We start from the raw sequence: 21,949 nt of genomic DNA on the forward strand, positions 1-21,949 counted from the left end.
TGGGCGTGACCACCCGTGCGGAGCGGCCTCCGGCCACCCCGCACGGGTCGGGTCCGTCAGACGGAGACGAAGCCCTGGAACAGGCCGATCACGCCGGCCACGGCGAGCGCCGCGACGACAGCCACGACGAACCGCTCGGCCAGGGTGAACACCTGCTGGCGCGACTGCTTGCGCGCCCAGACGTAGAACGCCGTGCCGATCAGGTAGAACAGCCCAGCCACGAGGACGTACTCCCAGCCACCCGCGTAGACGAGCCACACGGCGTACGCCAGGGCGACGGTCCCGACGGCGAGCTCCCACGGTCGGTGCTCGTGCGGGCCGTAGCCCTCGCCGGTCACCGCCAGCTTGATCTGGTAGGCGGCCGACCACAGGTAGGGCAGCAGGATCAGCGAGGTCGCCAGGTAGATCAGGTCGGTGTAGGTGTTCTCGTTCACGAGCGTCCACAGCAGCATCAGCTGCACGCAGCCGTTCGTCAGCCAGAGGGCGGTCGCCGGGGAGCCGTGCCGGTTCTCCCGGGCCAGCTGCGTCGGCAGCACCCCCTCGAGAGCGGGCAGGCGCAGGATCTCGACGCACAGCAGCACCCAGGAGATCAGGGCACCGAGCAGCGAGATGGCCAGGCCGAGCGAGATGAAGCCCGTGCCCCAGCTGCCGACCTCGTGCCTCATCAGGCCCGCCATCGACGGGTCCTCGAGCCCGGCGATCTTCGCCTGGGCCATCAGGCCGTACGCGAGCAGGTTGACCGCGAGCAGCAGGGCCAGCACCCCGAGGAAGCCGATGATCGTCGCCCGGCCGACGTCGCTGCGCTTGCCGGCCCGACGCGAGTAGACCGACGCGCCCTCGACACCGATGAACACCCAGACCGTCACCAGCATCATGTTCTTGACCTGGTCCAGCGTCGTGCCGAGCCCGGCGTCGTTCCCCCAGATGTCCGCGGTGAAGATGCCGGCCTTGAAGCCGACGGCCGCGATCGCGATGAAGGTCAGGATCGGGACGACCTTGGCGACCGTCACGATCGTGTTGACGAAGGCGGCGCTGTGCACCCCGCGCAGGGCGAGGGCGTGCACGACCCAGAGGACGATCGACGCGCCGACGATGGCCGTCACCGTGTTGCCGCCCTCGAACCCGTCGAAGAAGTAGCCCAGGGTCGACATCAGCAGGACCAGGTAGCCGACGTTGCCGATCCAGGCGCTGATCCAGTACCCCCAGGCGGAGGTGAAGCCGATGTAGTTGCCGAAGCCCGCACGGGCGTACCCGTAGACCCCGCCGTCGACGTCCGGCTTGCGGGTGGCGAGCGCCTGGAAGACCAGGGCCAGCATGAGCATGCCGACACCCGTGATCGTCCATCCGATGAGCAACGGACCAGGAGCGGCGCTCCCGGCCATCTGCGACGGCAGGGCGAAGATGCCGCTACCGATCATCGAGCCCACGACCAGCGCGATCAGGGCGGGAAGAGCAAGTGCGGCACCAGGGCCCCTCGTGTGCCTCGCAGGCGAGTCCGGCGACTGCCGGATGAGCTGCTGAGTCATGTCTCGGGCCTCCTCGAGGGCGGCCGACGGGGTGTCACCCGCCCTCTCTGGACGCTAGGAGACGACCGTCCCGCCCGGCAGAGGCGAACGGCACCTCCTTGCACGCCCGGACCGTGACGACGGCCACGCCCGTCGGGGTCAGCCTCCGGACACGTCCAGCAGCACCTTGCCGACCGCGCCGGCCTCGACCGCGTCGTGGGCGGCCGCGGCCTGGTCGAGCGGGTAGTGGTGCACCGGCAGGCCGGCCTCCTCGCCGACGCGGAGCGCCCCGGCGGCGATCGCCGCGTTGACGTCCTCGACGGCCGCCCGCACCAGCCCCGGGTCGAGCGTGTAGAGGATGAGGAACTGGAACCGCAGGTTCTTCCCGAACGCCGCCCGCAGCGGCATCGTCATCTCGTCGCCGCCGTTGTTGGCGTAGATCGAGACCAGGCCGTGCACCTTGACGACCTCGAGGTCGATGCCGACGTTCTGCGCCGGCGCCACCTCGACCGCGATGTCCACGCCGTCCGGGCAGAGCGCCCGGACCTCCTCGACCACGTCGGAGCTGTGGTAGTCGATCGTGTGGTGCGCGCCGGCGGCGGTCGCGAGGGCCGCCTTCCCCGGGCTGCTGACCGTGGCGACGACCGTCGCTCCCGACCACCGGGCCAGCTGGATCGCGGCGTTGCCGACGGCCCCCGCTCCCCCGGCGACCAGCACCGTGCGGCCGGCGAGCGCGCCCGGTCCGAGCCGGGCCGGACCGAGCTCGGAGGCGGTCAGCGCGCGGTGCGCGGTCACGGCCGGCACGCCGACGCTGGCACCGAGGTCGAAGTCGGCACCCTCGGGCAGGTGCACGACCTTGGCGACCGGCTGCACCGTGTGCTCGGCAGCGGTCCCGTGGGCGCGCCCGTGCTGCGCCAGCACCAGCCACACCCGGTCCCCGACCGCGAACCCCTCGACGCCCTCACCCAGCGCGTCGACCACACCGGCCCCGTCCTGGCCGGGCGTCACCTCGTCGTACCCGCTCATCATGCCGGCGCGGAACTTCCAGTCCGTCGGGTTCACCCCCGACCTCACCAGCCGGACCCGGACCTCGCCCGGGCCGGGCTCGGGCAGGTCGCGCTCGACGACCTGGAGGACGGAGGACGGACCGGTCTCGCGGTAGACGACGGCGCGCATGGCGTGGCTCCTCGGTGTAGGGGTACGGCCTGGTGGCTACGGTCACCGGGTAGGTAACCGTCCGCCAGGAGGATCCATGCCCGAGCTGCCGTTCCCCGACCACGTCCGCGACCTGCTCGCGAAGCCGAACCCGGCCGTCGTCGCGACCCTGCGGTCCGACGGCGCGCCCGTGTCGGTGGCGACGTGGTACCTGCTCGACGGGGACCGGGTGCTGCTCAACATGGACCACTCCCGGGTGCGGCTGGCGCACCTGCGGCGCGACCCCCGGCTCTCGCTCACCGTGCTCGACGAGGCCGGGTGGTACACCCACGTCTCCCTCGTGGGCCGGGTCATCGAGCTGTACGACGACGCGGGGCTCGCCGACATCGACCGGCTGAGCACCCACTACCGCGGCCAGCCGTACCCGAACCGCAAGAGCCCGCGCGTCTCCGCCTGGATGAGCATCGACCGGTGGCACGGCTGGGGCGCCGTCAGCGACTGAGCCCGAGCGGTGCCGGCTACAGCGCGGCGGCCATCCCCGCGCAGGCCTTGAGCCACTGCATCCGGGTGTGCTGGGACAGCTGGGCGTACGGCACGACCGACCCGGCGACCAGGGCCGGGTCGTAGGGGACGCGGTAGACCCCGCGGGTGCGCTGCTGGTAGACCTCGACGAGGTCGTCGGCGAGCTTGCCGTCGACCTGCGCGGACGGGTCCGAGAGCACCGTGACCGCCTTGTACTTGAGGTTCTGGTAGCCGGCGTCCTGGAGCGCGTCGAGCATCCACAGGCCGCTGTAGCCGGTGTCCTCGCGCACCGTCGACGTGACGACCAGCAGGTCGGCCGCCCCGGCCGCGGCGAGCCAGTTCTCGGCGCGCATGTTGTTGCCGGTGTCGATGAGGATCACCCGGTAGAACCGCTCGAGCAGCTTGTGGACCGCGTCGAAGTCCTGGGCCCGGATCGTCCCAGTGACGTCGGGGCGCTCGTCGGAGGCGAGGACGTCGAAGTGCGCGTCGCCCTGTGACCGCACGAACGCGCCGAGGTCGCCGATGCGGGACTGGTAGACGTCGGTGAACCGCTCGAGGTCCTCCAGCAGCTCGCGCGTCGTGTTGCGGTGGGTGCTGCGGGTGCCGCGGATGCCGAGGGTGCCGCGGGTCTCGTTGTTGTCGCACGCGACGACGCCGCCGCCACGCACGGTGCCGAACGTGTAGCCCGCCGCCAGCACGCCGGTGGTCTTGGCTGCGCCGCCCTTGGGGTTGATGAACGCGATCGTGCGCGGTCCGTCGAAGTCCCGCTGGATCATCCGGCGGTCGTCCTCGTAGGCGCGCTCGGCCGGCCCCATCTTCGGGGTGACCAGGCCGCCGGTCCAGCGGCGCAGCTGGCCCCGCCAGCCCCAGGTCGCCGGGCCGTGCTCCTGCGAGGCGTCGCGGCGGTCGAGGAAGTCGGTCGCGGTCATGAACCGGCGGACCTCGCCCTCCGGGGCGGTGGCCTCGCCCGCGTCCTCGGCGGCCGGTACGGCGGGCGGACGGGTCTCTCCCGGCAGCGGGGCCGGCAGCGGGGCCGAGGAGGCGTCCGGCCGCGGGGCGGCCGCCGGCGGCGCTGCCGGGGGCGCCGTCGTCGTCGGCGGCCGGTGGGCCGGTGGCGGCGTGGTCGGCATCGGGCCGAGCGGCGCGGACAGCGGTGCACCGGGTGCCTGCTGACCCGGGTACGGCGCCGGCGGGGCCGCCGGCGGGGCGGCGGGCGCGCCCTCGGGCGGCGGGCCGAGGGGGTCGCGCAGCGGGTCACCGACGGGACCACCCAGCGGGTCGCCCAGCGGGTCGTTCAGCGGGTCGGGCCGGGAGCCGGCCGAGCCGACCGCACGGTTGCTGCGGCGCACGGCGTACTCGGTCAGGTCCTCCGGCTGGTAGAGCCGGTCGCTGGTGTCGTCGTCGACGGCCCGGCCGTCGTCCCTCGACCCGGCCGAGCTCCATGCCTCCGACATCGGTGCCTCCCTCGAGAAGTGCGCTCGTCGTGCTGTGCAGGGTCCTTCCCCGAACGTCAGCGCCTCACACGCTCCGGAGCCGGTCCGAGCCGTCGAGGGCCCGGTCCAGGGTCTCGTCGAAGGCGCCGTCCAGGGCGAGGGCGATCAGGACGCGGAGCTTGAGCAGCATGGTCACGGCGACCTAGGTCCCCGGCGCCGGTGGCGCCCAAACCTCCGTGCCGGCCGGGCTCAGAGGTCGTCGAGCGCCGCGGCGATGGCGCGGTGGAAGGTCGGGTAGGCGTAGTGCACGCCCCGCAGGGTCTCCACCGGCACCGCGGCGTGCACCGCCACCGAGAGCAGCCCCAGCACCTCGCCGCCGTACGGCGCCACGACGGTCGCCCCGACGAGCACCCCACGGTCCGCGTCGGCGACCACCTTGACGACCCCTTCGGCCTCGGCGATCCAGCCGCGGCTCGAGCGTGGCACGTCGGCGTGCCCGACCGCGACGCGCAGTCCGGCGGACCGCGCCTGCTCCTCGGTCATGCCGACCGCCCCGACCTCCGGGTCGGTGAAGGTCACCCGGCTCACGGCGTGGTGGTCGGCCCAGGGTCCGTCCTCGCCGAGCAGGTCGCGGACGGCCACCTGCGCCTGGTAGAGCGCCAGGTGGGTGTGGTCGCCGTGCCCGGTGATGTCGCCGACCGCCCACAGCCGGTCCCCGGCCCGCATCCGCTCGTCGGTCGCGAGGTGGTCGGCACCGGGGTCGAGGCCCACGGTCTCGAGGCCGACGTCGCCGAGGTTGGTCCGGCGCCCGGTGGCGACGAGCAGGTGCTCGGCCGCGATCGTCGCGCCGGCGAGGTCGACCTCGAAGCCGTCGCTGTGGCGGACGGCGACGGGCGCGCTCCCGAGGTGCACCTCGACCCCCTCGGCGGCGAGGACCCGGGCGACGACCTCGCTCGCCTCCGGCTCCTCGTTCCCGAGCAGCCGGTCGGTCGGCTCGACGACGCGCACCCGACTGCCCAGCCGCGCGGCCGCCTGGGCCAGCTCGCAGCCGATCGGCCCGCCGCCGAGCACGACCAGCGAGGCGGGCGCGTCGGTCTGCCGCACGACGTCGCGGTTGGTCCAGTACGGCGTGCCGGCCAGCCCGGGGAGGTCGGGGACCGCGGGATCGGTGCCGGTGTCGAGGAGCACGCCGAGCCGCGCGTCGTACGTCGTCCCGTCGACCTCGACGCGGCCCGGGCCCGCGAGCCGGCCGGTGCCGCGCACCAGGCGGACACCGGCCTCCTCGAGCGGCTGTGCGTGGGTGTGGTCGCTCCAGTCATGGTTGGCCTCGCGGATCCGCGCCGCGGCGCTCGGCCAGCCCCGCCGCTCGTGGGCGGCGTGGACGAGCAGCTTCGACGGCGTGCAGCCCCAGAACGGGCACTCGCCGCCGACCAGGTCCCGCTCGACACCGACCACGTCGAGCCCGGCCTGCGCCAGCTTGCGGGCGGCGTGCTCGCCGCCGGCCCCGAGCCCGAGGACGACGACGTCGGTCCCGAGCACCGGGTGGCCGGACAACGGCTACTTCGAGAGGTGCCGGGCGCGGGCGAGGGTGAACAGCCCGTAGCAGGCCAGGCCGACGCCGATCAGGCCGAGCAGCACCGGGCCGAACGGCTGCTGGAGGACGGCGAGGAGCGCCTCGTCGAGGCCGCCGGACTTCTTCGCGTCGTGCGTCAGCGCGGCGTAGCAGAACAGGCCACCGACGACGCCGATCGCGATCCCCTTGGCGGTGTAGCCGGCCTTGCCGAAGGCGATGTAGGCCTGGCCGCTCTGGCCGCTGCGGCCCTCGGCGTCCAGCTTCTCGGCGAACTTCTCGGTCCAGGCGGTCCACACCTGGTAGGCGCCGTAGCCGATGATCGCGAGGCCCGCGGCACCGACGAGCAGCTGACCGCCCGGCCAGTTCATCACCGTCGCGGTCCAGGTCGTCTGCGAGCTCTTGCCGCCGCCGCTGCTGCTGGACTGCGTCGCGACGCTGAAGCCGCTGATCGCGACCGCGGCGTACAGGACGGCCTTGAACGCCGACATCACCCGCTTGCGGGTGCGCTTGCTCTCGTCCTGCTCGTCGCGGTGCCCCACTGCTGCCTCGAGGCCCTTCCAGACGACCAGGAAGACCATCCCGACGGTGACGGCCCACACGAGGGCGTCGCGGAAGGGCTGCTGGGTCAGCTCGCGGAGGGCGCCGGTGCTGGACGGGCGGCCCTCGTGGTCGCCGAGCGCCAGCTGCACGGCGAGCCAGCCGACGAGCAGGTAGATGAGGGCGTAGGCGACCAGGCCGACACGGGCGGCCTTGTCCATCCAGTCGCTGTCCTGGGCCTGCCGGCCGGCGTCCTTGGCCTGGTCGGCGGCGTTGCCGGCGGAGTTCTTGGCGGCGTTGCCGGTGGGGCTGCCGGTGGGGCTGCCGGTGGGGCTGGTGGTCATGTCAGCTCGTTTCGAGACCTCCCAGCGCCGTCTCGATGGCGCGGTGGAAGGTGGGGTAGGCGAAGATCATGCTCTTCAGGGTCCGGACAGGGACCGCCGCGTGCACCGCGACGGCGAGGAAGCCGAGGATCTCGCCGCCCGCGGGCCCCATGGCCGATGCACCCACCAGCACACCGCGGTCGGCGTCCTCGACGACCTTGATCAGTCCGTGCCCGCCCGGGCCGTGCGTGAAACCACGGGAGGACTGCTCGAGCGGGGTCGAGCCGGTCCGGACCCGCAGCCCCGCCTCCCGGGCCGCCTGCTCGGTCAGGCCGACGCCGCCGACCTCCGGGTCGGTGAAGGTGACGTGCGGGACCGCGTGGTAGCTCGCCGGATCCCCGTCCTCCCCCAGGACGTCGCGCAGCGCCACCGCCTGCTGGTACATCGAGACGTGGGTGAAGGCCCCGTGGCCGGTCACGTCGCCGATCGCCCACAGCCGCTCCCCCGCCCGCAGGTGCTCGTCGACCTCGATCGTCCGGGCCGCCGGGTCGAGGCCGACGGTCTCGAGCCCGAGGTCGTCGAGGTTCGGGACCCGGCCGGCGGCGACCAGCAGCTTGTCGGCCACCAGCTCCTCGCCGGTGTCCAGGCCGAGGGTGAACGCGCCGTCGGCGTACGCCGCCCGCTGCAGCTCGACGCCGGTGAGGACGCGGATGCCCTCCTGGGCGAACACCTCGGCCAGCAGCTCGCCCGCCTCGGGCTCGTCGGCCGGCAGCAGCCGCGGCCCGTGCTGGAGCACGGTCACCCGGACCCCGAACCGGGAGAACACCTGGGCCAGCTCGCAGCCGATCGGGCCGCCCCCGACCACGACGAGGGAGGCGGGCAGCTCGGTGACCCGCACGGCGTCGCGGTTGGTCCAGTACGGCGTGCCCGCGAGCCCCTCGACCGGCGGCACGGCCGGCCGGGTTCCCGGGTTGACGACGACCCCGCGGCGGGCGGTGTAGGTCACCGTCGCACCGTCCGCGGTCTCGACCGTGACGCGCCCGGTGCCGGCGAGCCGGCCGACCCCGTGGTGGACCGTGGCGCCGGCGTCACGCAGCCGGTCGACCGCGATCGTGTCGTCCCAGCCGGCCGTGGCCTGCTCGTCGACGCGGCGGGTGACCACGGACCACGCGGGGGTGATCGTCGCCTCGCCGGCGACCTCCGCCGCCCGGCGTACCTCGGCGACGACGTCGCTGCCGCGCACCATCATCTTGGTCGGGATGCACCCGTAGTAGGGACACTCGCCCCCGACCAGGTGCTTGTCGACGGCCACGACCTCGAGGCCCGCCTGGGCGGCGCCGGTCGCGAGTGCCTCGCCGCCGGGGCCGGTGCCGATGACGACCAGGTCCACCTCGTGCTCAGTCATGCGCCCCAGCATGGCGGGAGCGGACAAGCGGGGCGAGGGCGGACCGGGCGTCAGACCGGCGTCAGACCAGGGAGGCCTTGTCGCGCAGGATGCTGCCGAGCACGCCGTTGACGAACTGCGGCGACTCGTCGGTGGACAGCTCGCCGACCAGCGTCATCGCCTCGGAGACGGCGACCGCGCCGGGCACGTCGTCGGACCAGAGCAGCTCCCAGACGGCGATGCGCAGCACGTTGCGGTCGACGGCCGGCATCCGCGCCAGCGTCCACCCCTCGGCGTACGACGACAGCACCTCGTCGATGCGGTCGCGGTGCTCCTCGACGCCCCGGACCAGGACGGCGGTGTACTCGTTCGTGGGCCCCTCACCCTCGGCGACCGCGCGGTCGAGCGCCTCGAGGGCGGGCTCGCGGCGCAGCTCGGAGGCGTAGAGGAGGTCCAGCGCTCGCTTGCGGGCCTTGGAACGGGCAGCCACGGACTAGGACTTCACACGGCCGAGGTAGGAGGAGTCGCGGGTGTCGACCTTGACCTTCTCGCCCTGGTTGATGAACAGCGGCACCTGAATCTCGTGGCCGGTCTCGAGGGTGGCCGGCTTGGTGCGGCCCGTGGCGCTGTCGCCGGCGAGGCCGGGCTCGGTGAAGGTGATGACGAGCTCGACCGAGGCCGGGAGCTCGATGAAGAGCACGCGGCCCTCGTTGGTGGCGATGATGACGTCCTGGTTCTCCAGGAGGAAGTTCTTCGCGTTGCCGACGATCTCCGGCGGGACCTCGAGCTGCTCGTAGCTCTGCACGTCCATGAAGACGTAGGAGGAGCCGTCGTTGTAGAGGTACTGCATCGTGCGGCGGTCGACCGTGGCGGTCTCGACCTTGGTGCCGGCGTTGAAGGTCTTGTCGACGGTCTTGTTGGACTCGACGTTCTTCAGCTTGGTGCGCACGAAGGCGGGGCCCTTGCCCGGCTTCACGTGCTGGAACTCCACGACGGCCCAGAGCTGGCCGTCGATGTTGAGAACCATGCCGTTCTTGAGGTCGTTCGTCGATGCCATGCGCGCGTGTCAGCCTTCGTACGTCGGTGGGTCGTGCGGCCACCCGGACCGCCGGGCACCAGCGGACGAGTCTATCGGGCCGGGCTGCTCGCCGAGGAATCGGCTACTCCAGCGCCCAGACCATGCGCACGGTCACCGCGGTGTGCTGCTTGCCGGCTCGGACCGGGACCGCCGCCAGAGCGCTGTCGGCCGTGGTCTCGCGGGCGAGCTGGGCGTACGGTGCCGTCGGCAACGGCGTGGTGTGCACCTCCCGCAGCGTGAGCACGTCGCCGAGCCGCTGGCCCGACGCCTCGGCGTACTGCTCCGCCTTGGCGCGGGCCTCGGCCACGGCGGCGTCCCGCGCCCGGCCGGTGACCGCCTCGGTGTCGCCCACCAGCAGGCGCAGGTCGGACACCCGCACCGCGTCGCCGCCGGCGGCCACCGCGCCCGAGACGGCGGCGCCGCCCTGAGCCAGGTCCCGGACCAGGACGGTCGCGCGCTGGGTGACCCGGTAGCCGGTGATCGTCGGCGGGTCGTAGGGGTGGTAGTCGTAGACCGGCGACATCGACAGCCCCGTCGTCTGCACGTCGGCCTTCGCCACGTCGTACTCCCGCAGGGCGGCCAGGACCCGCGCCATCGACGTGCTCGCGGCGTCGAGCGCCGAGCCCAGGTCGGGGCGGGTCAGGGTGACCCCGAGGTCGAAGGACAGCTCGTCGGGCACCGCGGTCGCGTCTCCGGTCCCGGTCATCGTCAGCACCCGGGCCCGCTCGGGTGCGGCCGTCGGTGCCGGGTCGTCGGCCGCCTGCGCCGGCGTACCGCCGCCGCCGCTGCTGCCGAGCAGGTAGGCCACCACCAGGGCCAGCGCCACCAGGCCGGCCAGGAGGAGGGTGCGCACACTCACGGTCACGTCGGCGTTCATGCGGGTCCGACGTGCGGCGCGCCCTCGTGGTTCCGGCGGACGGTCGAGTCGGGACTCGACCGTCAGCAGTCCCGACTCAACCGTGGGGGCGGGCGAGGTGCTCCAGGGCGAGGCGGTAGCCGTCGATCCCGTGGCCGGCGACCACCTCCGCGGCGTGCGGAGTGACGACCGAGGTGTGGCGGAACTCCTCGGGGCGCTGGAGCGGGTCGGAGATGTGCACCTCGACCAGCGGCGCGGTCAGCTGGGCGCAGGCGTCGTAGATCGCCCACGAGTAGTGGGTCCAGGCGGCGGCGTTGAGCACGACGGCGTCGCCGTCGTCGGCCGCGGCGTTCAGCCAGTCGAGCAGCTCGCCCTCGTGGTTGGTCTGCCGGACCTCGACCTCCAGGCCGAGCTCGCTCCCCCACGCCCGGCACATCCCGGCCAGCTCGGCGTGGGTCGTGTGCCCGTAGATCTCGGGCTGCCGGCGCCCGAGCCGGCCGAGGTTCGGCCCGTTGAGGACCAGCACCCTCACCGGGAGCCCCCGATCGCGGCGTAGGCGTTGCGCAGGTCGACCACGGACGGCCCGGCCAGCACGGTCGGCACCGCCAGGTCGGCGAGGACGACGAAGCGCAGCTGCGACCCGCGGGCCTTCTTGTCGACCTTCATGGCGGCGTGCAGGTCGTCGAAGGACGCCTTGGAGTACGACGTCGGCAGCCCGACCCGCGCGAACACCTCGTGGTGCCGGGCGACCACCTCGGGCGCCAGGGTGCCGGCCCGGGCGGCCAGCTCGGCGACGTACACGCAGCCGATCGCGACCGCCTCGCCGTGCCGGATCCGGTAGTTCTCGGTGCGCTCGATCGCGTGCGCGAGGGTGTGGCCATAGTTGAGCACCTCGCGGCCGGGGTGGCCCTCACCGCCGCCGGTCTCGCGCAGGTCCGAGGAGACGACCTCCGCCTTCACCCGCACGGCCCGCTCGACGAGCTCGCGGAGCACGGCCGAGTCGGCGGTGATCGATCCGGGGTCGCTCGCCTCGACCAGCTCCAGGATCGCCGGGTCGGCGATGAACCCGCACTTGATCACCTCGCCGAGGCCCGCGACCAGCTCGGTGCGCGGCAGCGAGCGCAGCAGCGTGAGGTCGCAGAGCACCCCGGCAGGCTCGTGGAAGGAGCCGACCAGGTTCTTGCCCCGACGGGTGTTGATGCCGGTCTTGCCGCCGACCGCCGCGTCGACCATGCCGAGCAGCGTGGTCGGCACGTGCACGACCTTGACCCCGCGCAGCCAGGTCGCGGCGACGAAGCCGCCGACGTCGGTGGTCGCGCCGCCGCCGAAGGTGACGATGGCGTCGGAGCGGGTGAACCCCGCCTCCCCCAGCGCCTCCCAGCACGACACGGCGACCGCCGCCTTCTTCGCCCGCTCGCCGTCGGGCACCGGCAGCACCATGACGTCGTACGCCGCCGCCAGCGAGTCGAGCACTGGGTTGACCAGCTCGGCCAGCACGTCGGAGAACACGACCGCGACCCGCTGCACCCCGACGCCGAGGAGCTGCGGCAGCCGGTCGGCGAGGTCGTGACCGACCACGACGTCGTACGGCGCCGGCCCCTCCACGCGCAGGACCGTGTCCCTCGCCCTCCTCGTGGTCACGAACCGTCCTTCCCCAGCGCCGTCACGATCTCCTCCGCGACATCCTCCGGGGTCCGCCCGTCGGTGTCCACGACCAGCGTCGCCACCGACTCGTAGACCGGCGTGCGCTCGTCGAGCAGGGCCTTGATGCGGCCGCGGACGTTGCCGAGCAGCATCGGCCGGGAGCTGCCGAGCCCGACCCGCTTCACCGCGTCGGCGAGGCCGACCCGCAGGAAGACCACGTCGTGCCCGGCGAGCAGGTCGCGGGTGCCGGGGTCGAGCACCGCTCCACCGCCGAGGGTGAGCACGCCGTCGTGGGTGGCGACCGCCTCGGCGACCGCGGCCCGCTCCAGCGCCCGGAAGGTCTCCTCGCCGTCGTCGACGAAGATGTCCGCGATCGTCTTGCCCGCGGTGGCCTCCACGTCGTGGTCGGTGTCGCGCACCGGCTGGCCGAGGCGCCGGCCCACCAGCGCGCCGAGCGTCGTCTTGCCCGCACCCATCGGGCCGACCAGCACGATCATCGGTAGCGCAGCGCGTCCAGGTAGGACTGCGCGTTGCGTCGGGTCTCGCCCACGGAGTCACCGCCGAACTTCTCGAGCACGGCGTCGGCGAGCACCAGCGCGACCATCGCCTCGGCGACGATCCCGGCGGCGGGCACGGCGCAGACGTCGGAGCGCTGGTGGTGGGCGACCGTCTCCTCGCCGGTGGTGACGTCGACGGTGCGCAGCGCCCGCGGGACCGTGGCGATCGGCTTCATCGCCGCTCGCGCTCGCAGCACCTCGCCGGTGGTCATGCCGCCCTCGGTGCCCCCCGAGCGCCCGCTGGTACGTCGCAGGCCCTCGTCGGTCGGCACGATCTCGTCGTGCGCCCGGGAGCCGGGGGTCGCGGCGGTCTCGAAGCCGTCACCGATCTCGACGCCCTTGATCGCCTGGATGCCCATCAGCGCCCCGGCGAGCCGGGAGTCGATGCGCCGGTCCCAGTGCACGTGCGAGCCCAGGCCCGGCGGCAGGCCGTGCACGACGACCTCGACCACGCCGCCGAGGGTGTCGCCGTCCTTGTGCGCCTGGTCGATCGCCTCCACCATCAGCTTGCTCGCGTGGGCGTCGAGGCAGCGGACCGGGTCGTCGTCGAGCCGGGCCACGTCGTCGGGCTGCGGCCACAGCCCGGCCGGGGCGCGGACGCCGCCGAGCTCGATCACGTGCGAGACGATCCGTGCGCCGACCGACTGCTCGAGGAAGCTCGAGGCCACGCGACCGAGCGCCACCCGGGCGGCGGTCTCGCGTGCCGAGGCCCGCTCGAGCACCGGACGGGCCTCGTCGAAGTCGTACTTCTGCATGCCCACCAGGTCGGCGTGGCCGGGCCGGGGCCGGGTCAGCGGGGCGTTGCGCGCCAGGTCGTCGAGCACGGCGGGGTCCACCGGGTCGGCCGACATCACCTGCTCCCACTTCGGCCACTCGGTGTTGCCGACCTGGATCGCGACCGGGCCGCCCTGGGTCTCGCCGTGGCGGACGCCGCCGACCAGGGTCACCTCGTCCTGCTCGAACTTCATCCGGGCGCCGCGTCCGTAGCCGAGGCGGCGCCGGGCGAGGGCGTCGGCGATGTCGTCCGACGTCACCCGGACGTGGGCGGGCAGCCCCTCGAGGATCGCGACCAGGGAGGGGCCGTGGGACTCACCCGCGGTCAGCCAGCGCAGCATGGCGCCAGTGTTCCACGAACCCCCTCGGTGGGATTCACCGTCACCCGGTGACGAGATGGGACCAGAGCGTCCCGCCCAGCACCACCCCGGCCAGTGCCCCGCCGAGGAGGAACGGTCCGAACGGGTACGCGACCTTCAGCACCCGCCGGTCCCAGCGCAGCAGCGCGACGACGAGTCCCGGGACCGAGAACGCGAGGAAGCCGCCGTACACCCCGATGAGGAGCTCGGGCCAGCCGAGGTAGGCGAGCGCGAACCCGACGACCGCGGAGAGCCGGACGTCGCCGAACCCCATCCCGGCGGGGTACACCCACCACAGCACGTAGAAGAACGCGAACACGCCGACGGCGCCGAGGAGGCCCCGGACCAGCGCGGCGGGGTCGTGGGAGAGCAGCGCGCTCACGGTGCCGAGCAGGACGACGGCCCCGAACAGCGGCCAGACCACCACCGTGGGCAGCAGCCGGGTGCGCAGGTCGATGACCGCGAGGGCGACGCCCACCGGGACCAGCGGCAGCAGGAAGAGCAGCGGCCAGGCGAGGCCGACCGAGGCGCCGACGAGCCCGCCGGCGACCGCGCTCGTCCCCGCCGCCAGCAGCGGCAGCCGCGGCTCGGCCGCGATCGCGGCGTACGGCGGCTTGGGGTCGGGCTCCGGACCGGGCCCGGACCCGGGGCCGGCGTCGGCCGCCGGGTCCGGCTCCGCCAGGGGCTCGGGCTCGGGCTCGGGCACCCGCCGGATCAGCGCCGGCACCAGCAGCCCGGCCGCGCCGCAGCCGACCACGCCGAGCGCGACCGCCGCCGGGTCGACGCTCACCCGGGCCGCCGGGACCCGAGCTCGCGCACCCCGGCCGCGCGCATCGCCTCGAGCGGCCCGGGCCGCCCGGTGAACATCTCGAACTGGAGCACCGCCTGGTGCACGAGCAGGTCCAGGCCCCCGACGAGCACCCGGTCGGCACCCACGGAGGCGGCCAGCGGCGTCGGCCACGGCTCGTAGAGCGCCTCGAAGACCACAGCGGTGTCGGCGCAGCGCGCGACCAGCCCCGCGTCCTGGGCGGCTGCCGGCACCGTCGACACCACGACCTCGCCCACGACGGTGCCCCCGGTCAGCGGCAGCACCTCGACGTGCGGGCCGGACGGGTGCGCGGCGATCGCCGCGGCCGTCGCTGCGGCCCGCTCGGGTGCCCGCGCGAGCAGCCGCACGGACGTCGCGCCGAGCTCGCAGAGCGCCAGGCCGGTCGACGCCGCGGTCGCTCCGCCGCCGAGCACGGTGCCGGTCGTCACCGGTCCGTCGTACCGCTCACGCACCGCGGCGACCGCGCCCGGGAGGTCGGTGTTGTCGGCGAGCACCACCACCCCGTCCTCGAGGAGCAGCGTGTTGGCCGCGCCGGCCAGCCGGGCCCGGTCGCTCACCGCCCGGGTCAGCAGCAGCGCCCGTCGCTTCAGGGGCATCGTCAGCGACAGCCCGCGCCACTCCGGCCCGAGGCCCGCGACGGCGTCGGTCAGCTCGTCCTCGCCGACCCGCAGCGCGTCGTAGCGCCAGTCGAGCCCGAGTTCGGCGTACCCGGCGTGGTGCAGGGCCGGTGACAGGGAGTGGGCGATCGGGTCACCCATGACGGCGCAGCGCATGGTCGGTCGCAGGGGTCAGCAGCGGTCGGACTGCGTCGCGCAGTACTGCTGGAGCTCGTCCTTGTAGGTGAGGAACTCGTCGTAGGAGTCGGTGAACTTGGTCTCGCCGGTGCGCAGGTTGGTCGTCACGTAGAAGAACCACGGACCGTCCGCCGGGTGAGCGGCCGCCGCGATCGCGTCGTCGCCGGGGGCCTCGATCGGCGTCGGGGGCAGGCCCTTCTGCTTGTAGGTGTTGTACGGCGAGTCCGCCACGGAGTCGATCTCGTCCTGGGTCAGCACCGCGACCGTCGGCCGGTCGAGGGCGTAGTTGACCGAGGCGTCGACCTGGAGGAAGCCGGCGCTGGGGTTGCCGTCGATCTCGAGCCGGTTGTAGATGACCCGGGCGATCTTCGGCATGTCGTCACCGCGCCCCTCGGCCTGGACCAGGCTCGCGACCGTCATCAGCTCCTGCGGCGTGTAGCCGAGGTCGGCGGCGGCCGACTCGAGGTCGGCGTCCTCGGCCGCCTGCTTCCAGCGGTCCACCATGTCGGTGAGCATCGAGGTCGGGGTCGCGTCCGGGCCGAAGTCGTAGGTGGCCGGGAACAGGTAGCCCTCGGGGTTGCCCTCGGCGTAGTCCGGCAGGCCGAGCTTGCTCGGGTCCTCCAGGACCTTCTCGAAGTCGGCCTCGGAGTACTTGGTCTTGTCCGCCAGGATGGCGACGGTGTCGACGACGCGGAGCCCCTCCGGGATCGTCACCGTGTCCTTCACCAGGTTGGACGGGTCGACCAGGATGTCGACGACGTCGTCGGAGGCCATCTCCTTCTTCAGCTGGAAGTAGCCGGCCTGGATGCTCGACGACTCCGGGTTGCTGTTCGCGGCGTCGATGAAGGACTCCACGGAGGCCACGACGCCGGCGGCCTTGAGGTTCCGGCCGATCTCCGACGCGGTGTCGCCCGAGTGGACCTGGAAGGTCACCTCGCCGTGCCCGGGGCCGGGGTAGTCGGGAGCGGAGGAGAACTGGTCCCCCACCTTGTCGATGCCCCAGGTCACCACGAAGTAGAACCCGCCGATGACCACGGCGAGCGCGACGAGGACCGCCAGGCACCCGGGCAGGCTGCGCCGCTTGCTGCCCCGACGTCGTCCCGTCTCGTACGTCGTCGTCTCGTCCTCGAGGTCGCCGCGGTCGTCGGGGTCGGTCACGTCGTCGGCACCGAGCAGCGGGTGGTTGCTCTCGTGCTCGTCGGTCATCAGGTCTCCTCCACGATCTCGCCCGGCGGGTTCCCCGTGGTGCGTTCTGCGTCCAGCGCGTGCTGGAGGATGAGCACGGCCGCCGCCTGGTCCACGACCGCGCGCCGCTTGGCCCCGGTGCGGCCTCGGTCGCGCAGCATAGCCTCCGCGGACACCGTGGTCATCCGCTCGTCGACGAGGCGCACCCCGATCGGGTGCACCCGGCGGGCCAGCGCGGCCGCGAACTCGCGCACCTTCACGGCCGCCGGGCCCTCCCGGCCCGACAGGGACCGGGGCAGGCCGACCACGAGCTCCACGGCCTCCTCCTCGGCCGCGATGGCCGCGATCCGGGCGAGGTCGCCCTTGCCGCGCCGCACGGTCTCGACCGGGGTCGCCAGGAACCCGGTCGGGTCGCTGCGCGCGACGCCGATCCGGGCGTCCCCGGGATCGATGCCGAGGCGGACGCCGTGGCGCATCAGGCCGGTGCCGTCATCCGCCGGCGACCCGCCCGACCTCGGTCTCGACGAGCGCCAGCGCCTCGTCGATCCGCGAGGCGTCGGTGCCGCCGCCCTGGGCGACGTCGTCCTTCCCGCCGCCCTTGCCGCCGACGAGCGGACCGACCGCGCGGACCAGCCCGTTCGCGCTCAGGCCACGCGCCCGGGCCTCGTCGTTCACCGCCGCGACCACGGACACCTTGCCGTCGAGGGCCCCGATGACGACCGCGACCCCGGGCTCCCCCTGGGGCAGCCGGCCGCGGACGTCCAGCGCCAGCGCGCGCACGTCGCCACCGCCCGCGCCGTCGGCGCGGTGGGCCACCAGCAGGACCGGACCGACCCGGGTCGCCCCCGCGGCCAGCTCGCCGGCCGCAGCCAGCAGGTGCTGGACCCGGACCTTCTCGATCTCCTTCTCGGCGGCGCGCAGCTTTTCGACGATGTCGCTGACCCGCTCGGGCAGCTGCTCCGGGCGCACCTTGAGGGTCTCGGAGAGCTGGTTGACGAGCACGTGCTCGCGGGCGAGGAAGCGGTAGGCGTCGCTGCCGACGAGCGCCTCGACCCGGCGCACGCCCGAGCCGATCGACGACTCCCCGAGCAGCTTGATGACGCCGAGCTTGCCCGAGCTGCCGGCGTGCGTGCCGCCGCACAGCTCCCGGGCCCAGTCGCCGACGCTGACGACCCGCACCCGGTCGCCGTACTTCTCGCCGAACAGCGCCATCGCTCCGGACGCCACGGCCTCCTTCTGGGTCATGATCTCGGCGTGCACGGCCAGGTCGTCGAGCACGACGTCGTTCACCCGCGCCTCGACGTCCGCCATCACCGAGGCCGGCACGGCGCCGGTGGCGGAGAAGTCGAAGCGGAAGCGGCCCGGTGCGTTCTCCGAGCCCGCCTGGGTCGCGGTCTCCCCCAGCGCCTCCCGGAACGCCTTGTGCACCATGTGGGTCGCGGTGTGGGCGCGGGAGATCGACCGCCGCCGCTCGACGTCGACGCGCAGCTGCGCCGCCAGCCCCGGCGTCACCTCGCCCTCGAGCACGCGCACGTGGTGGGCGACGACCCCGGTGACCGGCGACTGCACGTCGAGCACCTCGACGCGGGCCCCGTTCTCGAGCTCGATCACGCCCTGGTCGGCGAGCTGTCCGCCGCCCTCGGCGTAGAACGGCGTGCGGTCGAGCACCAGCTCGACCAGCTCGCCCGGCCCCGCCGCACGCACGACCCCGCCCGCGGCGACGATCCCACGCACCGAGCCCTCGTCCACGACGCTGTCGTAGCCGGTGAAGACCACCGGCGCGCCCATCGCGTCGGCGACCTCGCGGTAGGCCGACGCGTCGCGGTGCTGGCCCTTCTTCGACTTGGCGTCGTCCTTGGCCCGCTGCCGCTGCTCGTCCATCAGCCGGCGGAACCCGGCCTCATCCACGGCGAGCCCCTGCTCGGAGGCCATCTCGAGGGTCAGGTCGATCGGGAACCCGTAGGTGTCGTGGAGCGCGAAGGCCTGGTCGCCCGGGAGCGTCGTGCCACCGGTCTTCTTCAGCGCGGCGGTCGCCTGGTCGAAGATCGTGGTGCCGGCCCGCAGGGTCTGCCGGAACGCGTGCTCCTCGGCGTAGGCGACCGTCGAGATGCGCTCCCAGTCCTGGTGGAGCGCCGTGTAGGTCTCGCCCATCTTGTCCCGGCTCACCGGGAGCAGCTCGGGCAGCGCCGGGTCCTCGTAGCCGAGCAGCCGCATCGAGCGGACCACGCGGCGGAGCAGGCGGCGCAGCACGTAGCCGCGCGCCTCGTTGCCGGGCGTCACCCCGTCGGCGATGAGCATCATCGAGCTGCGGACGTGGTCGGTGACCACCCGGAACCGGACGTCGTCCTCGTGGTCGGCGCCGTAGCGACGCCCGGTGAGCGCCTCGGCCTTCTCGATCACCGGGTAGAGCACGTCGATCTCGTAGTTGTTCTCCTTGTCCTGCAGGAGGAACGCCACCCGCTCGAGGCCCATGCCGGTGTCGATGTTCTTCTTCGGCAGCGACCCCGCGATGTCGAAGTCCGACTTGGAGCGCACCGCGGAGAGCGAGTCCTGCATGAAGACCAGGTTCCAGATCTCCAGCAGGCGGTCCTCGAGGTCGACGGGCATGTCGGGTCCGAGGGCGGTCGGGTCGAAGTCGGGACCGTACGCCGGGCCCCGGTCGATGAGGATCTCCGAGCACGGCCCACCGGGTCCGGGCACGCCCATCGACCAGTAGTTCTCCTTCTTGCCCAGCCGCAGGATGCGCTCGTCGGGCAGGCCGGTGACCTTCTTCCAGAGCTCGACCGCCTCCGGGTCCGCGTCGTACACGCTCGGGTAGAGCCGACCCTCGGGCAGACCGAACCCGCCGTCGGTGACCGGCTTGGTGACCAGCTCCCAGGCGAGCTCGATCGCGCCCTCCTTGAAGTAGTCGCCGAAGGAGAAGTTGCCGCACATCTCGAAGAACGTGTTGTGCCGGGTGGTCTTGCCGACGTCCTCGATGTCGGCGGTGCGCACGCACTTCTGCACGCTGGTGGCCCGCGCGTACGGCGGCGTCTCCTGCCCGAGGAAGTAGGGCTTGAACGGCACCATGCCGGCGTTCACGAACAGCAGGTTCGGGTCGTCCAACAGCAACGAGGCCGAGGGCACCGGCGTGTGGCCGTGCGACTCGAAGTGAGCCACGAACCGGCGGCGGATCTCCGCGGTGTCCATCAGATGCTGCCTTCCTCGGATGTCTCGGTGGGTGGGTCGGAGGTGGTCGGGCCGGCCGGGACCGCCTTGTGGCGGCCGCCGGTGAGCGCGGGTGTCCCATGAGGCACGAGACCGAGGCGGTCGCGCAACTCCGATTCCTTCTCGGCGCTCGCCTGGGCGACCTCATCGCGGAAGACCCGAGCGCCGACCTCGAAGGCGCCGAGCCGGTCCTTGAGGCCGTCCACGGTGAAGACCTCGGCCGCGCGCCGGCCCCGGACCATCACGTAGACGGCGGTCCCGGCTCCGGCGGCGAACCAGAGCCCGCGCCTCATGCGGCCGTGTCTTCCTCGTCGAGGGCGGCGCGGTCCGCGGCACGCGCCTTCCGCAGCAGCTCCTTCTGCAACCGGAGCCGCCGCCGACGCGAGGTCCGGACCTCCCTGCGCATCTCGAAGCGGATCCGGTTGCGGGTCTCGGCGTCGAGCGCCCGCCGGACGCCGTGCGCCAGCGACGCGGCCTTGACGACCGTCTCGCGCAGCACCAGGTCGGCGAACAGCGCACCGCCGACCTGCGGGGCGGCACCCGGCTCGGGCCCGGGCTCGGTCGCTGCCTGTCCGAGGTCGGTGATGAGGAACTCGGCGTCGGCCGCGGGTCGCGGGTCGGCCCGGTCCACCCGGCGCTCGAGCTCCTCGAGCTGCGCCTGGAGCGCCGCGGTCTCGGCACGGGCGCGGTCCAGCTCCTGGGCGGTGCGGGACCGGGCGCGCACGAGCACCACGCCGAGCCCCAGCGCGACGGCCGCGAGCCCGATCGCCAGCACGGGCACGATCCAGTCCTGCATGGTGACCGACCCTATCGCGGGGTCATCGGCCGAGCCCGCCGAGACCCCGCACGCTCACGCGTCCCCGCCTCGGATGATGCGACGGACCCGCTCCCACCGCTCCTTGATGGCGGCCTCGGCGCCCAACGAGGTCGGCTGGTAGTACGCGCGGTCGAGCACGACGTCCGGGGCGTACTGCTGCTCGGCGATGCCGTAGGGCTCGTCGTGGCTGTAGGTGTAGGTGCTGCCGTGCCCGATCTTCTTCGCACCCGCGTAGTGGGCGTCACGCAGGTGTGGCGGCACCTGACCGATCTTCCCGGCCCGGACGTCGGCGAGGGCTGCTCCGATCGCCGTGGTGACGGCGTTCGACTTCGGCGCCACCGCGAGGGCGATCGTCGCGTGGGCCAGGGTCAGCTGGGCCTCGGGCATCCCGATCAGCTGCACCGTCTGCGCAGCCGCGACCGCGGTCGCGAGCGCGGTCGGGTCCGCCAGGCCGATGTCCTCGGAGGCGAGGATCATCAACCGGCGGGTGATGAAGCGGGGATCCTCCCCCGCCTCGATCATCCGGGCCAGGTAGTGCAGCGCGGCGTCCGCGTCGGAGCCGCGCACCGACTTGATGAACGCGCTGACGACGTCGTAGTGCTGGTCCCCCTGGCGGTCGTAGCGGACCGCAGCCCGGTCGACGGCGGTCTCGGCGGTCGCCAGGTCGACGGTGGCGAGCCCCTGGGACGTGGCCGCGCCCGCGGCCGCCTCGAGGTAGGTCAGGGAGCGACGGGCGTCACCGCCGGCGAGCCGGACGAGGTGGTCGAGCGCCACGTCCTCGACGGTGACCGCACCCGCGAGGCCCCGCTCGTCGACGATCGCCTGCTCCAGCACCGCGCGGACGTCGTCGTCCGAGAGCGACTCGAGCCGGAGCAGCAGGCTGCGCGAGAGCAGCGGCGAGATCACGCTGAAGAACGGGTTCTCGGTGGTAGCGGCAACCAGCGTCACCCACCGGTTCTCCACCCCGGGCAGCAGGGCGTCCTGTTGCGCCTTGCTGAACCGGTGCACCTCGTCGACGAAGAGCACGGTCTCCCGGCCGCCGGCGACCAGCTCCGCGCGCGCGGCGTCGATCGCTGCACGCACCTCCTTGACGCCGGCCGAGACCGCGGACACCTCGACGAAGCGGCGGTCGGTCTGCTGGCTCACGATCGCCGCGATCGTGGTCTTGCCGGTGCCGGGCGGCCCCCACAGCAGCAGCGACATCGGCTGGTCGCCCTCGACCAGCCGGCGCAGGGGCGAGCCCGGGGCGCGCAGCTGCTCCTGCCCCACGAGCTCGTCGAGGGTGCGCGGCCGCATCCGCACCGCCAGCGGCGCCGACGCGTGGGTGTTCGCGTTCAGCGAGCCGCCCCCGGACCGGGGACCGGTGCCGGGGGCGTCGAAGAGTCCGTCGTCCACCATCGGAGGGGAGGCGTCGGCT

The 21,949-nt window shown here is 73.5% G+C and carries 22 protein-coding genes; 1 reads left to right on the top strand and 21 read right to left on the bottom strand.

Annotation, left to right across the window (positions count from 1 at the left end):
- Nucleotides 1-56: 56 nt before the first annotated feature.
- Both arcD and ACILQ5_RS14550 read right to left on the bottom strand, forming a co-directional pair.
- Nucleotides 57-1,526: an arginine-ornithine antiporter gene (gene arcD, locus ACILQ5_RS14545; protein ID WP_395658735.1), complete on the bottom strand. Its 1,470-nt coding sequence runs from the start codon at nt 1,524-1,526 to the stop codon at nt 57-59.
- 138 nt (nt 1,527-1,664) lie between these two features.
- The gene (locus ACILQ5_RS14550) at nt 1,665-2,681 is read right to left on the bottom strand and encodes an NADPH:quinone reductase (RefSeq protein WP_395658736.1); all 1,017 of its coding nucleotides are present in this window, start codon (nt 2,679-2,681) and stop codon (nt 1,665-1,667) included.
- Between the two features lie 76 nt (nt 2,682-2,757).
- On the opposite strand from ACILQ5_RS14550, the gene ACILQ5_RS14555 reads away from it, so the two are divergent.
- The gene (locus ACILQ5_RS14555) at nt 2,758-3,162 is read left to right on the top strand and encodes a PPOX class F420-dependent oxidoreductase (RefSeq protein ID WP_395658737.1); all 405 of its coding nucleotides are present in this window, start codon (nt 2,758-2,760) and stop codon (nt 3,160-3,162) included.
- A gap of 16 nt (nt 3,163-3,178) precedes the next feature.
- On the opposite strand, the gene ACILQ5_RS14560 is transcribed toward ACILQ5_RS14555, so the two are convergent.
- The 19 genes from ACILQ5_RS14560 to ACILQ5_RS14650 form a co-directional block, all read right to left on the bottom strand.
- Entirely contained in the window at nt 3,179-4,636 is a 1,458-nt protein-coding gene (locus ACILQ5_RS14560) for a MinD/ParA family protein (protein ID WP_395658738.1), read from the bottom strand.
- Between the two features lie 228 nt (nt 4,637-4,864).
- Nucleotides 4,865-6,169 carry a dihydrolipoyl dehydrogenase family protein gene (locus tag ACILQ5_RS14565; protein WP_395658739.1) on the bottom strand — a complete coding sequence of 435 codons (1,305 nt, stop codon included), beginning with the start codon at nt 6,167-6,169 and terminating at the stop codon, nt 4,865-4,867.
- Nucleotides 6,170-6,172: 3 nt separating this feature from the next.
- On the bottom strand, nt 6,173-7,069 hold the full coding sequence (locus ACILQ5_RS14570) for a DUF1206 domain-containing protein (RefSeq protein WP_395658740.1): 897 nt from the start codon (nt 7,067-7,069) through the stop codon (nt 6,173-6,175).
- Nucleotide 7,070: 1 nt separating this feature from the next.
- Complete coding sequence (locus ACILQ5_RS14575; protein WP_395658741.1) at nt 7,071-8,453, bottom strand: dihydrolipoyl dehydrogenase family protein; 1,383 nt, start codon at nt 8,451-8,453, stop codon at nt 7,071-7,073.
- A 61-nt stretch (nt 8,454-8,514) separates the two neighbouring features.
- Nucleotides 8,515-8,922 (bottom strand): transcription antitermination factor NusB, encoded by a 408-nt coding sequence (gene nusB / locus ACILQ5_RS14580; protein WP_395658742.1) that lies wholly within the window; start codon nt 8,920-8,922, stop codon nt 8,515-8,517.
- 3 nt (nt 8,923-8,925) lie between these two features.
- Nucleotides 8,926-9,489, bottom strand: coding sequence for an elongation factor P (gene efp / locus ACILQ5_RS14585; RefSeq protein ID WP_395658743.1), 564 nt, complete (start codon nt 9,487-9,489; stop codon nt 8,926-8,928).
- A 103-nt stretch (nt 9,490-9,592) separates the two neighbouring features.
- Nucleotides 9,593-10,375, bottom strand: coding sequence for an SIMPL domain-containing protein (locus ACILQ5_RS14590; protein ID WP_395658744.1), 783 nt, complete (start codon nt 10,373-10,375; stop codon nt 9,593-9,595).
- An 88-nt stretch (nt 10,376-10,463) separates the two neighbouring features.
- Nucleotides 10,464-10,898, bottom strand: coding sequence for a type II 3-dehydroquinate dehydratase (locus tag ACILQ5_RS14595; RefSeq protein WP_395658745.1), 435 nt, complete (start codon nt 10,896-10,898; stop codon nt 10,464-10,466).
- Complete coding sequence (gene aroB, locus ACILQ5_RS14600; RefSeq protein WP_395658746.1) at nt 10,895-12,007, bottom strand: 3-dehydroquinate synthase; 1,113 nt, start codon at nt 12,005-12,007, stop codon at nt 10,895-10,897. Before aroB ends, ACILQ5_RS14595 begins: the two co-directional genes overlap by 4 nt.
- A complete protein-coding gene (locus ACILQ5_RS14605; RefSeq protein WP_395658747.1) occupies nt 12,004-12,507 on the bottom strand; it encodes a shikimate kinase in 504 nt (167 codons plus the stop codon). The genes aroB and ACILQ5_RS14605 overlap by 4 nt, the downstream gene beginning before the upstream one ends.
- Complete coding sequence (gene aroC, locus ACILQ5_RS14610; protein ID WP_395658748.1) at nt 12,504-13,682, bottom strand: chorismate synthase; 1,179 nt, start codon at nt 13,680-13,682, stop codon at nt 12,504-12,506. Before aroC ends, ACILQ5_RS14605 begins: the two co-directional genes overlap by 4 nt.
- A 40-nt stretch (nt 13,683-13,722) precedes the next feature.
- Nucleotides 13,723-14,490, bottom strand: coding sequence for a prepilin peptidase (locus tag ACILQ5_RS14615; protein ID WP_395658749.1), 768 nt, complete (start codon nt 14,488-14,490; stop codon nt 13,723-13,725).
- Complete coding sequence (locus tag ACILQ5_RS14620) at nt 14,487-15,302, bottom strand: shikimate dehydrogenase (protein WP_395658750.1); 816 nt, start codon at nt 15,300-15,302, stop codon at nt 14,487-14,489. Before ACILQ5_RS14620 ends, ACILQ5_RS14615 begins: the two co-directional genes overlap by 4 nt.
- A 15-nt stretch (nt 15,303-15,317) precedes the next feature.
- Nucleotides 15,318-16,529 carry an endolytic transglycosylase MltG gene (mltG, locus tag ACILQ5_RS14625; RefSeq protein WP_395658751.1) on the bottom strand — a complete coding sequence of 404 codons (1,212 nt, stop codon included), beginning with the start codon at nt 16,527-16,529 and terminating at the stop codon, nt 15,318-15,320.
- On the bottom strand, nt 16,529-16,984 hold the full coding sequence (ruvX, locus tag ACILQ5_RS14630; protein WP_395658752.1) for a Holliday junction resolvase RuvX: 456 nt from the start codon (nt 16,982-16,984) through the stop codon (nt 16,529-16,531). Before ruvX ends, mltG begins: the two co-directional genes overlap by 1 nt.
- Nucleotides 16,985-16,997: 13 nt before the next feature.
- Nucleotides 16,998-19,697, bottom strand: coding sequence for an alanine--tRNA ligase (gene alaS, locus ACILQ5_RS14635; protein ID WP_395658753.1), 2,700 nt, complete (start codon nt 19,695-19,697; stop codon nt 16,998-17,000).
- Complete coding sequence (locus ACILQ5_RS14640) at nt 19,697-20,008, bottom strand: DUF6167 family protein (RefSeq protein WP_395658754.1); 312 nt, start codon at nt 20,006-20,008, stop codon at nt 19,697-19,699. Before ACILQ5_RS14640 ends, alaS begins: the two co-directional genes overlap by 1 nt.
- Complete coding sequence (locus ACILQ5_RS14645; RefSeq protein ID WP_395658755.1) at nt 20,005-20,511, bottom strand: hypothetical protein; 507 nt, start codon at nt 20,509-20,511, stop codon at nt 20,005-20,007. Before ACILQ5_RS14645 ends, ACILQ5_RS14640 begins: the two co-directional genes overlap by 4 nt.
- Nucleotides 20,512-20,565: 54 nt before the next feature.
- A complete protein-coding gene (locus tag ACILQ5_RS14650) occupies nt 20,566-21,930 on the bottom strand; it encodes a replication-associated recombination protein A (RefSeq protein WP_395658756.1) in 1,365 nt (454 codons plus the stop codon).
- Nucleotides 21,931-21,949 lie beyond the last annotated feature (19 nt).

The organism is Nocardioides sp., from assembly GCF_044226305.1.
Lineage (GTDB): Bacteria > Actinomycetota > Actinomycetes > Propionibacteriales > Nocardioidaceae > Nocardioides.

Excerpts from the sequence above, each read along its gene's own strand:
- arcD (WP_395658735.1), bottom strand. The coding sequence starts at position 1,526 with ATGACTCAGCAGCTCATCCGGCAGTCGCCGGACTCGCCTGCGAGGCAC.
- ACILQ5_RS14550 (WP_395658736.1), bottom strand. The coding sequence starts at position 2,681 with ATGCGCGCCGTCGTCTACCGCGAGACCGGTCCGTCCTCCGTCCTCCAG.
- ACILQ5_RS14555 (WP_395658737.1), top strand. The coding sequence starts at position 2,758 with ATGCCCGAGCTGCCGTTCCCCGACCACGTCCGCGACCTGCTCGCGAAG.
- ACILQ5_RS14560 (WP_395658738.1), bottom strand. The coding sequence starts at position 4,636 with ATGTCGGAGGCATGGAGCTCGGCCGGGTCGAGGGACGACGGCCGGGCC.
- ACILQ5_RS14570 (WP_395658740.1), bottom strand. The coding sequence starts at position 7,069 with ATGACCACCAGCCCCACCGGCAGCCCCACCGGCAGCCCCACCGGCAAC.
- ACILQ5_RS14575 (WP_395658741.1), bottom strand. The coding sequence starts at position 8,453 with ATGACTGAGCACGAGGTGGACCTGGTCGTCATCGGCACCGGCCCCGGC.
- efp (WP_395658743.1), bottom strand. The coding sequence starts at position 9,489 with ATGGCATCGACGAACGACCTCAAGAACGGCATGGTTCTCAACATCGAC.
- ACILQ5_RS14605 (WP_395658747.1), bottom strand. The coding sequence starts at position 12,507 with ATGATCGTGCTGGTCGGCCCGATGGGTGCGGGCAAGACGACGCTCGGC.
- aroC (WP_395658748.1), bottom strand. The coding sequence starts at position 13,682 with ATGCTGCGCTGGCTGACCGCGGGTGAGTCCCACGGCCCCTCCCTGGTC.
- ACILQ5_RS14620 (WP_395658750.1), bottom strand. The coding sequence starts at position 15,302 with ATGCGCTGCGCCGTCATGGGTGACCCGATCGCCCACTCCCTGTCACCG.
- mltG (WP_395658751.1), bottom strand. The coding sequence starts at position 16,529 with ATGACCGACGAGCACGAGAGCAACCACCCGCTGCTCGGTGCCGACGAC.
- ruvX (WP_395658752.1), bottom strand. The coding sequence starts at position 16,984 with ATGCGCCACGGCGTCCGCCTCGGCATCGATCCCGGGGACGCCCGGATC.
- alaS (WP_395658753.1), bottom strand. The coding sequence starts at position 19,697 with ATGGACACCGCGGAGATCCGCCGCCGGTTCGTGGCTCACTTCGAGTCG.
- ACILQ5_RS14640 (WP_395658754.1), bottom strand. The coding sequence starts at position 20,008 with ATGAGGCGCGGGCTCTGGTTCGCCGCCGGAGCCGGGACCGCCGTCTAC.
- ACILQ5_RS14645 (WP_395658755.1), bottom strand. The coding sequence starts at position 20,511 with ATGCAGGACTGGATCGTGCCCGTGCTGGCGATCGGGCTCGCGGCCGTC.
- ACILQ5_RS14650 (WP_395658756.1), bottom strand. The coding sequence starts at position 21,930 with ATGGTGGACGACGGACTCTTCGACGCCCCCGGCACCGGTCCCCGGTCC.